This window comes from Rhizobium sp. BR 362, from assembly GCF_036528765.1.
GTDB lineage: Bacteria > Pseudomonadota > Alphaproteobacteria > Rhizobiales > Rhizobiaceae > Rhizobium.
This window is the reverse complement of record NZ_JARWGH010000003.1, coordinates 1-13200: the sequence shown is the minus strand read 5'-3', so window position 1 is coordinate 13200 and position 13200 is coordinate 1. Positions and strand designations below refer to the sequence as shown.

General features: G+C 60.5%; 13 protein-coding genes and 1 pseudogene. 6 read left to right on the top strand and 8 right to left on the bottom strand.

The annotated features are described in order from the left end of the window. Positions 1–20: 20 nt before the first annotated feature. Positions 21–1556 (top strand): inorganic phosphate transporter, encoded by a 1536-nt coding sequence (locus tag QDY28_RS04420; protein ID WP_331380459.1) that lies wholly within the window; start codon positions 21–23, stop codon positions 1554–1556. Positions 1557–1566: 10 nt separating this feature from the next. Further along, on the top strand, positions 1567–2304 hold the full coding sequence (locus tag QDY28_RS04415; protein WP_331380458.1) for a 16S rRNA (uracil(1498)-N(3))-methyltransferase: 738 nt from the start codon (positions 1567–1569) through the stop codon (positions 2302–2304). Positions 2305–2324: 20 nt separating this feature from the next. Here QDY28_RS04415 and QDY28_RS04410 read toward each other — a convergent pair whose 3' ends face one another. Next, a complete protein-coding gene (locus QDY28_RS04410; RefSeq protein WP_331380457.1) occupies positions 2325–2936 on the bottom strand; it encodes a LysE family translocator in 612 nt (203 codons plus the stop codon). A 243-nt stretch (positions 2937–3179) separates the two neighbouring features. On the opposite strand from QDY28_RS04410, the gene QDY28_RS04405 reads away from it, so the two are divergent. The 3 genes from QDY28_RS04405 to QDY28_RS04395 all read left to right on the top strand — a co-directional run bounded on the left by QDY28_RS04405 (position 3180) and on the right by QDY28_RS04395 (position 6595). Then, the gene (locus QDY28_RS04405) at positions 3180–4553 is read left to right on the top strand and encodes a glutamate--cysteine ligase (RefSeq protein ID WP_331380456.1); all 1374 of its coding nucleotides are present in this window, start codon (positions 3180–3182) and stop codon (positions 4551–4553) included. A gap of 134 nt (positions 4554–4687) precedes the next feature. Then, positions 4688–5560 (top strand): DUF937 domain-containing protein, encoded by an 873-nt coding sequence (locus QDY28_RS04400; protein WP_331380455.1) that lies wholly within the window; start codon positions 4688–4690, stop codon positions 5558–5560. Positions 5561–5725: 165 nt separating this feature from the next. Next, complete coding sequence (locus tag QDY28_RS04395; protein WP_331380454.1) at positions 5726–6595, top strand: aldo/keto reductase family oxidoreductase; 870 nt, start codon at positions 5726–5728, stop codon at positions 6593–6595. Between the two features lie 48 nt (positions 6596–6643). On the opposite strand, the gene QDY28_RS04390 is transcribed toward QDY28_RS04395, so the two are convergent. From QDY28_RS04390 to QDY28_RS04380, 3 genes are all read right to left on the bottom strand, one after another. Then, positions 6644–8257, bottom strand: coding sequence for an ABC-F family ATP-binding cassette domain-containing protein (locus QDY28_RS04390; protein ID WP_331380453.1), 1614 nt, complete (start codon positions 8255–8257; stop codon positions 6644–6646). A 133-nt stretch (positions 8258–8390) separates the two neighbouring features. Beyond that, positions 8391–8957, bottom strand: a complete 567-nt coding sequence (locus tag QDY28_RS04385; protein WP_331380452.1) for a dienelactone hydrolase family protein — start codon at positions 8955–8957, stop codon at positions 8391–8393. 174 nt (positions 8958–9131) lie between these two features. Next, a complete protein-coding gene (locus tag QDY28_RS04380; protein ID WP_331380451.1) occupies positions 9132–9431 on the bottom strand; it encodes a DUF1127 domain-containing protein in 300 nt (99 codons plus the stop codon). A gap of 199 nt (positions 9432–9630) precedes the next feature. On the opposite strand from QDY28_RS04380, the gene QDY28_RS04375 reads away from it, so the two are divergent. After that, on the top strand, positions 9631–10584 hold the full coding sequence (locus QDY28_RS04375; protein WP_331380450.1) for a LysR substrate-binding domain-containing protein: 954 nt from the start codon (positions 9631–9633) through the stop codon (positions 10582–10584). 32 nt (positions 10585–10616) lie between these two features. On the opposite strand, the gene QDY28_RS04370 is transcribed toward QDY28_RS04375, so the two are convergent. The 4 genes and pseudogenes from QDY28_RS04370 to QDY28_RS04355 all read right to left on the bottom strand — a co-directional run. Beyond that, positions 10617–11168: an alpha/beta fold hydrolase gene (locus QDY28_RS04370; protein ID WP_331380449.1), complete on the bottom strand. Its 552-nt coding sequence runs from the start codon at positions 11166–11168 to the stop codon at positions 10617–10619. Positions 11169–11243: 75 nt separating this feature from the next. Next, positions 11244–11897: a TetR/AcrR family transcriptional regulator gene (locus QDY28_RS04365; protein WP_331380448.1), complete on the bottom strand. Its 654-nt coding sequence runs from the start codon at positions 11895–11897 to the stop codon at positions 11244–11246. Positions 11898–12082: 185 nt separating this feature from the next. Continuing rightward, the gene (locus QDY28_RS04360; protein ID WP_331380859.1) at positions 12083–12958 is read right to left on the bottom strand and encodes a dienelactone hydrolase family protein; all 876 of its coding nucleotides are present in this window, start codon (positions 12956–12958) and stop codon (positions 12083–12085) included. Between the two features lie 18 nt (positions 12959–12976). Next, positions 12977–13200: pseudogene (locus QDY28_RS04355) on the bottom strand (IS110 family transposase); the annotation flags it as partial.

The window sequence follows — 13200 nt, the reverse complement described above, 5'->3', positions numbered from 1 at the left end:
ATTTCGAGTCAGAGAATGGCATGCCCGACAGACCGGCGAGACTGACAAAACGGACGCTAGACAAAGATCTCGACAAATTCACCTATGTCGAGGATGCGGCCAATCATGTCACGAAGCGGCTGGTCGCTCCCAGCATCGGCCTAATCTTCCTCGGCCTCGCAATGAGCTTTGCCGGCATTTACGTGCTGAACCAGCCCGGCGCGACGCTGGCCATCGCCGCCGTGGCGCTCGCCGGCTACATGGCCATGAATATCGGCGCCAAGGACGTCGCCAACAATGTCGGCGCGGCCGTGGGTGCGCGCGCCATTACGATGACGCAGGCCTTGGTCATGGCGGCGATCTTCGAAATTCTCGGCGCCATGATTGCAGGCGGCCCGGTCATCAAGACCATCTCCTCGCATATCATCGATACCGACCGCATCATCATCAGCGGCAAGCTCGCCTGGCTGATGATGGCGGCGCTGCTGGCCGCCGCGCTCTGGATCAATTTCGCCACCTGGCTGAAAGCACCGGTTTCGACCACCCACACGATCGTCGGCGCGGTGGTCGGCGCAGGGGCTGCCGCGGTCGGGCCGGAGATGGTCAATTGGCGCGTGTTGGGAGCCATCTCCGCCGGCTGGGTCGTCACGCCTTTCCTCGGCGGCACGATCGCCGCCGGCATCCTGTTTTTCATCAAGACCTTCATCATCTATCGCGACGACAAGATCGCGGCCGCCAAATATTGGATTCCCATTCTGATCGGCCTGATGGCCGGTGCTTTTACCGCCTATCTGGTCCTGCAGCTCGCGCCCAAAGATACCGTCGCGGGCTTCTCGACCCTGACGATCGGCGTCGTTGTCGGTTTGGCGATCTGGCTCGCCGCAAGACCGCTGGTGGCGGCACAATCCGTCGGCTGCGAAAACAAGAATAGCTCGCTGCGTAAACTCTTCCGCCTGCCGCTGATCTGTTCGGCGGCGCTGATGTCCTTTGCCCATGGCGCCAACGATGTTGCCAACGCGATCGGGCCGCTAGCAGCGATCATACGCAGCGTCGGCCAGGGAAGCAGTCTTGATGTCGTCGGAGGCGCGGCGGGATATAGCGCGCCCCATTGGGTCGTGCTGATCGGCGGCTGCGGCATTTCCGTCGGCGTGCTGCTTTATGGTCCACGCCTGATCCGCCTCGTCGGCGAGCAGATCACCAAGCTCAATCCGATGCGGGCCTATTGCGTCGCACTGTCGGCGGCGCTCACCGTCATCGTCGCCTCCTGGTTCGGCCTGCCCGTCAGTTCCACCCATATTGCGGTCGGCGCAGTCTTTGGCGTCGGCTTCTTCCGCGAATGGTATATCAGCCACTCGAAGCGCCGCATCGCCTATATGCGGAGGAAGGCTGAAGCCTCGGGGGTCGCATGGGGCGAGATCGAGAAAGTCTACGAGCATAATCCGGACGAAATCCATCGCCGCCGCCTCGTGCGCCGCTCGCATTTCATGACCATCATCGGCGCCTGGGCGATCACCGTGCCGGTCTCGGCGATGCTTGCAGCCGCGGTATATTGGGCTATGGTCGCGCTCTTCATTTAAGGGATTACCCATGCGCGCCAATTTCCGCATGCAGCGGCTGTTCGTGGTTTCGGATATCAAAGCGAATGTCGGCATCGAAGCCGATCGGGATCAATTCAACTATCTCGCCAATGTGCTGCGCATGGAGGACGGTGCCGAGCTGCTGATCTTCAACGGCCGCGACGGAGAATGGAAGGCCAGCATCTCCTTTCCCGCACGCAAACGCATCCTGCTGACGCCTGTCGAGCAGACGCGGCCGCAGCCCGCCCCTTCTGACCTGCACTATCTCTTCGCGCCGCTGAAGGTTGGACGGCTCGACTATCTCGTGCAGAAGGCGGTGGAGATGGGCGCCGGGCTGCTGCAGCCGGTGATGACGCAGCACGTGCAGGGCAAGATCACCAATCTCGACAAGCTGAAGGCCAATGTCATCGAGGCAGCCGAGCAGTGCGGCATTCTCAGCATTCCCGATGTGGCCGAGCCGATAAAGCTGACCGACCTCCTGGCGCGCTGGCCCAGGGAACGCCGCATCATCTATTGTGATGAAGGCGATGCCGGACAGAACCCGCTGCCGCTCCTGACAAAGATCAAGGAGAACCATTTGGCGCTGCTGATCGGGCCCGAAGGCGGCTTTTCGGAGGAGGAACGCGCTCTGCTGCACAGCCTCGATTTCGTCACCGCCATTCCCTTGGGCCCGCGGATATTGCGTGCCGATACGGCGGCCGTAGCGGCGATGGCGGTCATTCAGGCGGCGATCGGGGACTGGAACTAGTTTCCTCGCCGATGGTTGTTTCAGCCGGCTAATGCAAGCGCGGTCGTGACAAGCAGCATACCCGCCAGGGAGATGTTGACGATGCGCGAAATGGTGGGGTTCTGGAGAAAGCGGGACAGCGAGGTCCCGACCAGAAGCCAGCATAGATGAATAGCGACAATCATCAAACTGAGCAGCGTTATCTTGAGCATCGCATCGAGCGTGCGCTGATCATGGAAAAGGCTGACGCCGGCGAAGACCGCGGCGATCGCCAGATATGCCTTGGGATTGGCGACCGCCAGCAGAAAGCCGCCAGTAAAGGCAGGCGTTGCGATTTGGTCACCGCGACGCGCGAGCGGCGGAGCGGTGGCGATCTTAAAGGCCAAGTAGGCGATATAGACGGTGGAGACGGCGGTAAGCACTGACGCGCCATAGGGCACGGAGAACAGGATTGCGACGACGCCGACCGCGACGGCCGACAGAACGACGACTGTACCGGCAATCAGACCACAGACGTAACCGATCGACCGGCGGAAGCCGTAGACGGCACCAACCGCGGTCGCGCTGATCGTGGACGGACCGGGGCTGCCCATGATGACCAGAGAGGCCAGAAGCAGTGTCAGGATCGGATGAAATGCAGTCTGCTCGAACATCGATGTGCCCTCCCCTCGTCGGCGGAAGGCAAGACTATGTCGACTGTCGGTTGGGCGTCTTGAACGCTTGTGCAAGCGCGCCGGCATCAGCTTCGATTACACCATAGCTTCCAGGCACAAAATCCTATTTTTTTGAACGGCTCTTGAAAGAAATTCACTTGCACCGTACCTCATTCCGCGTCAATCACCCTTCCTATTGGCTTGCGGCTTGCGCGGGCTTCTTTCCGAGATCAAGGTAATATCATGGCGCGCGATACCACCGACCAGACTCCGCTCTCTTCGGTCTCGGACATGACGGCCTATCTGGCGGCCGGCAGCAAGTCGAAGGAGCAATTCCGCATCGGCACGGAACACGAAAAATTCGTGTTCTTCCGGGCCGACAACAGCCCTGTGCCTTATTTCGGCGACGCCAGCATTTCCGCACTTTTGAAGGGCCTGCAGGAAAAGTCCGGCTGGGATCCGATCATGGATGGCGACAACATCATCGGACTTGGCGAGCCGACCGGCATGGGCGCGATCTCGATCGAGCCCGGCGGCCAGTTCGAACTGTCCGGGGCGCCGCTCGAAAACATTCACCAGACCTGCAAGGAATCGAACCAGCACCTCGCGACATTGCGCGAAATCGCCGAGCCGATGGGCATCCGCTTCCTCGGCATCGGCGGCAGCCCGAAATGGACGCTGGCCGAGACGCCGCGCATGCCGAAATCGCGTTACGACATCATGAGCCGCTACATGCCGAAGGTCGGCACGAAGGGTCTCGACATGATGTACCGCACCTGCACGATCCAGGTGAACCTCGACTTCTCTTCGGAAGAGGATATGCGCCGCAAGATGCGCGTGTCGATGAAGCTGCAGTCGCTGGCGACCGTATTGTTTGCCTCCTCGCCCTTCACCGAGGGCAAGCCGAACGGCCTCTCCTCCTGGCGCGGCGACATCTGGCGCGATACCGACAACCGCCGCAGCGGCCTGCTCGACTTCACCTTCCGCGACGATTTCGGGTTCCACGACTATGTCGAATGGGCGCTCGACGTTCCGATGTATTTCGTTGTCCGCGACGGCCATTACCACGACTGCACTCATGTCACCTTCCGCCAGTTCATGAACGGCGCGTTGAAGGGCGAGATCGCCGCCTGGGAGCCGACGATGGGCGACTGGACGAATCATCTCTCCACCCTTTTCCCCGATGTACGGCTCAAGCGCTTCCTGGAGATGCGCGGCGCAGACGGCGGTCCCTGGCGGCGCATCTGTGCGCTGCCGGCCTTCTGGGTCGGCCTGCTCTATGACGACGAAGCGCTGACGGCTGCCGACGCGTTGACCAAGGATTGGACTTTCGAAGAGGTCAATGCTCTGCGCGATGTCGTGCCGGTGCAGGGCCTTAAGGCTGGCATCAAGGGCCATAAGCTGCTTGACATGGCGCGCGAGGTCGTCGGCATTTCCCGCGCCGGCCTGAAGAACCGCGCCCGGCTGAACGGCGACGGCCAGGACGAAAGCGTCTTCCTTGCGCCGCTCGACGAGGTGCTCGCCAAGAAGGGCACGCTCGCCGACGATCTGCTGATGCTTTATCACGGCCGCTGGAACGGATCAGTCGAGCCGGTCTTCGAGGAATATCAATACTGACGGCCGGCTTTAGCCGCGATTGTTAAAGCGCATACCGGCAGAAACCGGTATGCGCCGTTTTTTTTCCCGCTATACTATCAGGATTGCACGTCTTCTGATTCCGAAGCGGCATGATTGCGCGGAAAGGAACTTCGATGCTGCCACTCTTCGACATGATGATGCAGGCACAGAACGGCGCCGCCACGGAGGCGATAGCCAAGCAGTTCAACCTCGCGCAGGAGCAGGCGGCGAAAGCCATGGCGGCGCTGATGCCCGCCTTTTCCTCGGGGTTCAAGCGAAGCGCAACGAACCCCTATAATTTCATGGGCGTGATGCAGGACATCACCTCCGGCAACTATGCCAAATATTTCGAGGATATGAGTAAGGCCTTTACGCCCGAGGGCATTGCCGATGGCAATACCGTGCTGGCCCGCCTGTTCGGCTCCAAGGAGGTATCGCGCGCCATCGCTGCGCAGGCGGCGCAGATGACCGGCATCGGCCAGGAGATTTACAAGCGCATGCTGCCTGTCATGGCCGACACGCTGATGGGCGGCCTCTTCAAGGAAACCAGCGGCCAAATGCCCCCAATGGCCAATCCTTTCCTCAATACGGCAATGGGCGAGATGATGCAGAACTGGCTGCAGACCATCGGCTTTGCGCCGAAGCAGCAGCCGACGCCGCAGGCGAGCATCTTCGACAATCCGTTTACCCAGGCGATGGAACTGATGTTCGGCGCCCAGCCGGTCGAGCGTGAAAAGCCCCCTGCCGCCAATCCTTTCCTCGACAATCCCTTCGCCAAGGCGTTCCAGGATATGATGCGCAACTTCCCCATGCCCGCCGAGCCGCCGAAGGAAGCACCAAAAGCCAAACCCGCCGCACCCGGCGTCGACATGGCCGCCTATACCGAGATGTTCAACGCCATGTTCGACAGCGGCCTGGAAGTGCAGAAGAACTATCAGAAGAACATGGAAGCGATCTTCGATAGTTACATGCCGGCGAACGGCAAGCCCGCGCCGCAACAAGGCTGAAGTGCAGACATTCCCCAGGCGCGATCCGACCATCGCGTAATTCGACGGCAGTTTCCGTCAAGCCAGGCTACTGTTCGAAATTCCGCACAAGCCGTGCGGATTGTACCCCATTTTCATACACTCCTACCGCCTCTATCTCTCTTTCATCTTGAACAGGAGGTAGTCATGTCGAACATCGATCAATCCAGCAGCTTTACCCTCGGCGATTCCAGCGTCAAACGGCTGGGCTATGGCGCCATGCAACTTGCAGGCCCCGGCGTGTTCGGACCGCCAAAGGATCACGACATGGCCGTGGCTGTGTTGCGGGAAGCGGTTGCGTCTGGCGTCAACCATATCGACACCAGCGACTTTTATGGGCCGCATGTCACCAACCGACTGATCCGTGAGGCGCTCCATCCTTACAATGACGATCTCGTTATCGTTACGAAGATCGGCGCCCGCCGCGACACCGATGCGTCATGGATTCCGGCCTTTTCCCGCGAAGAGCTGACCCAGGCTGTGCACGACAATCTCCGCAATCTCGGACTGGATGTGCTCGACGTGGTCAATCTCCGCATCATGCTCAATCCGCATCATCCTACCGAGGGATCGATCGAAGCGCCTTTAACCATTCTGGCAGACCTGCAGCGGCAAGGCCTCATCCGTCACATCGGGCTCAGCAACGTCACGGCCAAACAGGTTGCGGAAGGCCGGAAGATCGCCGAGATCGTCTGCGTGCAAAACCAATATAATCTGGCGCATCGGGCCGACGATGCTCTGATAGACCAACTTGCCCGCGACGGGACAGCCTATGTGCCGTTCTTTCCGCTCGGCGGGTTTACCCCGTTGCAATCCACCACCCTCTCGCAGGTCGCCGCCCGCCTCGGCGCCACACCCATGCAGGTGGCGCTCGCCTGGCTCCTGCATCGCGCCCCGAACATCCTGCTGATCCCCGGCACCTCCTCTCTCGAGCACCTGCGGCAGAACCTTGCCGCCGCGCTCGTGCTGCCGGATCACGAGATCGCGAAGCTGGATGGGATCGCAGACGCAGCTTGATGGCAATAGGAAAAGCGCGGGCGATCCGATGGTATCGGGACGCCCGCCTCATTCTACGACCGACACCTGCCTTGAAAGGCCTGCAGGCAATTCCAGCCGCCGCGATATATCGATGTCCTTCAAAAAAACTTCGTCGTGACTGACCACCAGAAGCGCGCCGTCATAGGCGCGCAGTCCAACCTCGACCGCAGCAATCGAATCGATATCCAGATGATTTGTCGGCTCATCAAGGATCAGCAATGACGGCGGCGCTGGTCCGCCGAGGACGCAGGCAAGGCCGGCCCGCAGCAACTGTCCGCCGCTCAGGGTTGATACGATTTGAAGCGCTGCCTCCGCCCTGAACATGAACCGGGCAAGTGCCGCACGACAGGCATTTTCATCCGCTTGCGCATTTATCCGCCGGAAGTTGTCGCGGATCGACAGCGACGGATCGAGAAGGCTTACTCGCTGGTCGAGCATGGAAACGGAGGTCATGACGCGAACTGTCCCGGCCCACGGCTGCAATTCGCCCAAGATCAGCGCCAGCAATGTCGTCTTGCCCGAACCATTCGGACCGGTGATAGCGACGCGCTCGGGTCCCATCATATTGAAAGAGAGATTTCTGACGATCGGCTGGCCGGGCAGGTAGCCCGCGGTCACGCCGTCGATCCTCAGAACGACCTTGCTTGCCGGCAATCCGGTCGACGGAAGCCTGATGGACAGAGGCTGGAGGATTTCGATGCGCTCGCGAGCAGCAGCGGCGTCTTCGAGTGCCCGTGCGCGACGGCGTTCGGCGAGACGCGCGTTTTCGCCGCCTGTCATCTCGCTCCGCTCCTTCAGTCCGCCCAGCATGATACGTGGTATGCCGCCCTTGGCGGCCTTCCTCTTGCCGGCACCATCCCTGCGCGCCTGCCGTTCCACCGTCGCCTGCGCGCTGCGGGCAATCTCAGCGACGCGCTTTTCGGCATCGGCAAGATTGTGTTGGGCAGCAGCAAGCTCCAGAACCTTGCGCTCGCGATATTGGCTCCAGTTGCCGCCGTAGCGGCTGGCGCCGAGCGAGGTCAATTCGACGATGGCATCCATTGTGTCGAGCAATTCCCGATCATGGCTGACGACGATCGCGCCGGCCCGCCAGTTTGCGAGCAGCTCGATGACGGCCTCCCGGCCGTCGCGGTCCAGATTGTTCGTCGGTTCGTCCAGAATGAGAAAATCGGGATCGGTGAAGATGAGCGCAGCGAGACCGGCGCGCGTGCGCTGCCCGCCCGACAACGCTTCGAGGCGGGTTTCGGGTGTGGCACCCAGCCCGGCGCGATCAAGGGCGGAGGCGACGCGTGTCTCCAGCGTCCAGTCCGCGGCGGCAAGCTCCTCGGCAGTCGCCTCGCCTGCTTCGGCACGGCGAAGAATGGCCAACGCCGCGGTCGCCCCGAAGAGATCCGCCACGGTGTCGCCGGGCTTCACCTGGACGCTCTGGCGCAAGGTGCCGAGACTGCCTCCAGAGGAAATCGCCCCGGATTGAGGCCGCAGTTCCCTGGCAATGAGCTTCAGAAGCGTGGTCTTGCCCACGCCGTTGCGGCCGACAAGGCCCGTGCGCTCGGCGCCGAAACTCAGGTCAAGATTGGAGAAAAGCGTCCGGCCGTCAGGCGTGGACCACGAAAGATCGGCGAGAATGATGGATGCAGGCATGGATAGTATAGTTCCCGATGGCAAGGTGAATCGACGTTGCGATCGGGTTGAAATCCATTATGACACACATCCTGTTGGTATTGCTCGCGGCAGGTAACTTAGGCAACAACCGCTTTCGGTTCAAGATGGAGCTTCAAAGAGCGTCGAGGAAACGGATGACGCGGCTCCAGGTGAGATCGGCGGCCTTGGCATCGTAATCGGGCAGGCTGGCATCGGTATAGAGGTGGCCGGCGCCAGGATAGGTGAAGATATCGGCCGCGATCTTTGACCGGGCCGCTTCGGATCGCCATGCGGCGACATCTTCCGCGGGTTCGAAAGGATCCGGATCGGCAAGATGGACCTGCACGGGTAAGCCTTCGCGGGCGCTTTGCGGGATTTGGGCGATGCTGTGCAGGAAGAGCACGCCGGCGGCCTGGGGCCGCTTCGGCCAAAGACTTGCCGCGACAGCCGCGCCCATGGAGAACCCACCCAGCACCGTCGAGGGCGGCAGGCCGGCCATCGCCCATTCCGCCCGCTCGCAGATGGTCGGCCAACCGATTTCATCCTTCAGTTCGAAGCCTTCATCGATGGAGCTCGCGACCCAACCATCATAAAGATCGGGCGCGGACGCCTTATGACCTGCCGCCTGCAAGCGCTCGACAGCGTCCAGTTCGAGTGGGCGCAATCCATAAACGGAATGAAAGAGGATCACCGTTGCCATTGTCACTGTCCTCGCATTAGCCAGGTCCTAACATATGGCATCTGAAAGACATGGCAATTTCCCGGCCGTGCTTCGTCTCGAAAAAGAAAAAACCCGGTGTCGGTTGGGAACCGAACACCGGGTAAGAGGCAGGGCTTATTGGCTATCACCCTGCGGGGAAACGCTTAATCGGTCTCAACGACGAAAGCTGGTGAGACCGAGGGAGCGCGTACGGCGACGCGCGGAGTTGGTTAGATAGCTGGACGGGTCCTCGAAGAAGGTCGACGTGTAGAGCGCGGCCGTGACGTCAAGGCGTGTCAAGCCGATGTCCCTCAACTGACTGTCGTTCAGCTCATTCAGATGATTGATCTCGCGGCGGTTGCGGAGTGCGCGCCAGACGGATGCCATCTTATCGAAAGCAAGCGTCAGGCGTGCCGTCAAAGGCAGCGACGGCCTTGCGTGGCCGAGATGTAGTGTCCGATCTGTCGTGCGCATTTCAATGGTCCTTTCTTTCAGGCACACGCTGGCCAAGCCCCTTCCCGGAGGTCCGGAGAAGGCGCGTGGTCTGGGAGGAATTCGGCAGGAGGTCTGTCGATTGGTATGCTGATTTGCATTAGGAAGATGCCAAACCCCTATTGATCAGTCCAACGAATGTTTCTAATGATAATTATCAAACTCCTTTATAGGTGAGATCATGGCCGCGCCGCTTGATATCGATCAGTTGCAGACCTTCATCGCCATCGTGGATTCGGGCAGCTTCACCAAGGCGGCCGACCGGGTGTTCAAGACCCAGTCGGCGGTCTCTATGCAGATGCGCCGGCTGGAGGAACGCGTCGGCAAGCAGCTTTTCATCAAGGACGGCCGCGGCAACCGGCTGACGGCAGAAGGCGAAAAGCTGCTCAACTATGCACGCCGCATCATCCGGCTGAACAACGAGGCGATCGCCGCATTCGACGACAACAGGCTCGAGGGCACGCTGCGCATCGGCACGCCGGACGATTATGCCGACCGCTATATGCCCGAAATCATCGGACGCTTCGCCAAGACGCATCCGAATGTCGAGCTCTATATTGTCTGCGAACCTTCCGTCGATCTCGCCGAACGCATGCATCGCGGCGAGCTCGATATTGCGCTTGTTACCCACAACCCGCGCGAGAGAATGTCCGATGTGGTGCGCACGGAACCGCTCTGCTGGGTCGGTTCGGCCAATCATCCGCTACGCGACGATGCACCTGTACCGCTCGCCGTCGGGCGGCGTGACTGTCAGTGGCGGCAGCTTGCCTGCTCGGCGCTCGATGCCGGCGGCCGCGACTACCAGATCCTGTTCACCAGTTGGTCCTGCACCGTTGTCGCCGCTGCCGTGCTTGCCGGCATGGCGGTATCGGTCATGCCGGAATCGGCACTTCGCACCGGCATGAAGGTTCTGAGCCAGGCCGATGGCTTCCCGCCACTGCCGCCCGTGCAGATCGGCATCATGAAGCGGCCGGGGCTTTCGGTATCGCTGATGAACGCCATCACCGCCCACATTTCCGCTTGCCTTGACAACATTACGCCGGCTGCGGTCGACGATGATCTCGATGGCGACGTAAAGACCTTCACGCGCTATTACCCGCGCCTGCGCGCCGGGCATATTCTGCCGGGTTGGTGATTTTAGGAGCTGGGCGCAAGCCTTGGCTCAGTTCAACCTGCTGAACGGATGTCTCGGGCGACGTCCCTCATATCGTTGTTGAACTGGTGATCTCTGTGTTCGACCGCGCGGACTACCGCGTGCGGAATCGCTTTCGCATAGAGATGAACATGGGCTGTTGGCACCACGTCATCATCCGCGCCATGGTAGAGATAGACAGGAACGTCGGACGGAAGGCGTTCTGAGAAATCCTTGCGATCGTCGATGTCATCGCTCGGCCAGCCGCCTTCGCCGATGAAAGGCGCAGCGATGATGAATAGCCCGCCGAGCCTGAGTTTCGGCGGCTGCTCGGCAAGCACATGCAGCAAAATTGTGCCGCCGATCGAGTGGCCGACCAGAATTGCCCCATCCTCCAGCAAATCGAATTCCCTTATCAGCGCAGCCCTCCAAGCCAAATAGCTGGGATCGTTCTCGCCTGGCATTTGGGGGTAGAGGATGGCGTAGTTTTCACCGAGTTCGCGCTCAAGGCCCGCCACGAGCTTATTGTCCCAGCGGGCGTGGACGCCTTCGCCGGCTCCTTGAACGAAGAGGACCTGCTTAGCCATGGAGGCATTTTATTCTATGGATACAGACCGCCGCAAGACCGAACTGGCCTAAGCCGGCCTCCGTCGAGAACTTGCCTAATGCCTATTGCCGATTGCCTCGCCGCTCGGCTCGGCAAATAGCGTCGCGCGGATCATCCGCTTCCATTCGTGGAGCATGCGGATGGCGAGGCTTCTCTCGCTCATGATCGCGAGGCGGACCGAGGCGCCGATGAGATGGCTGAAGAGTTGGGCGCGAGCCTGGAGGTCGATTTGACTGTCGGCCGGAATGTGGGCTTCGATGCCCTGCAGGAAGATTTCGGCGACGCGATTGCTGTGCTGGATGTTCAGCTTCAGAAGATCCTGATCCATCTCCGTCCCCAGCCACACGCCCATATAGGTCGGATCGCCACGGAACTCGCGATAGTACCAATCGACCATGCCGCAGACGAGATCGATGGCGTGATCGAGGGATTTTACGGCGACGAAGACTTCCGCCGTTTTTTGCTGGACGAGAACGGCGTGGCGGTCGAACAGCGCGGTGACTATCGCCGCTTTTTCGGGAAAATATTGATACACGGAACCGATCGGCACACCGGCTACCGCGGCGAGTTCCGTCATCTTCATGGCGCTCACGCCTTTTTCCGCAATCAGGTGGGCGGCGGCCGTCAAAATGACGTCAACGCGATGGATACTTCGTTCCTGCTGCGGCGCCTTGCGGAATTTGATGCGATCGGGTTTGTCCGGGCTCATGCGTTTCCCATTTTTATTATTCCGTCGGAGCGACGCCGGGGCGTATGAAAGCTTATCCCGCAGCCATGTTCAATGCGCGTAAATGGGAAAAGTTCAATTTTAAGTGTTAAGTGTTGTTACAGCCGCGGCGGCAACGGCGGAAGGATCATTCCGCCGTTATCCCTCTAGTCCGTCGCCGCCTGCGGTTAGGCCAGATACTTTTTCAGGAACTCGACCGTTCGGCCCCAGGCAAGATCGGCCGCCTTCTTGTCATAGCGCGCAGCCGAGGTGTCATTGTTGAAGGCGTGGTTCGCGCCGTCATAGACGAAGATCTCGAAGGTCTTGCCGCCGGCCTGCAGCTCTTTCCGATAAGCGTCGATGCCGGCATTGGTGCGGTCGTCGAGGCCGGCATAATGCAGCATCAGGGCAGCTTTAATATCGGGTACATCGGCGGCCGCGGGCTGCATGCCGTAATAGGCAACGCCAGCCTTCAGCTCCGGTGATTTGGTGGCGAGGCGGTTGACGACGCCGCCGCCCCAGCAGAAGCCGACCGCACCGATCTTGCCGTTGGAGCCGTCGAGCTTGGAAAGATAGGTCAGGCTCGCTTCGGCATTGGCAACGGTCAGTGCTGCATCGAGCTTGGTGAACATCTCGCGCGCCTTGTCCTCATCTTCCGGCGTGCCGCCGAGCGGCGACAGGAAGTCCGGCGCCAGGGCGACGAAGCCTTGCAGCGCGATGCGGCGAGCGACATCGCGGATATGCGGATTGAGGCCGCGATTTTCATGGATGACGATCACGCCGCCAAGCTTCTCGCCCTCGCCCTTGGGCCGAGCGAGATACCCTTTCATCTCACCGCCGCTGCCGGGATAGGTGACGTCCTTCGTCTCCAGGCGGCTGTCATCGGCGGCAATGATCTCGGCGCTCGCCTTGTTGGCCGCCAGCAAAGGCGCGATCACGGCCGCGGCCCCCGCCGAGCCTGCGAGCTTCGTCAGCTTTTCCATGAAACCGCGGCGATCGAGCGTCAGATGCGTATATTCATCATAGGCATTGATCATCGCCTGCGTCACGATGGGCTTATCCATGCTCATAATATGCTCCTCCTATGATGATTGTCGAGCCGGATTTTCTTTTCCGGCGATGATGAAGTTTGGAAAGTCCTCGAAGACCCATCCGTTTTTCAGGGTGTCGAAGATAATGGTGAGCAGCTTGCGGGCTGTGGCGATGATGGCCTTTCCCGGGCCACGCCGGTCCTTGATGCGCCGGTAGAAGGCATTGAGGTAACCCGAATAGCGGATTGCGGTCAGCGTGCACTGGACCAGCGTGG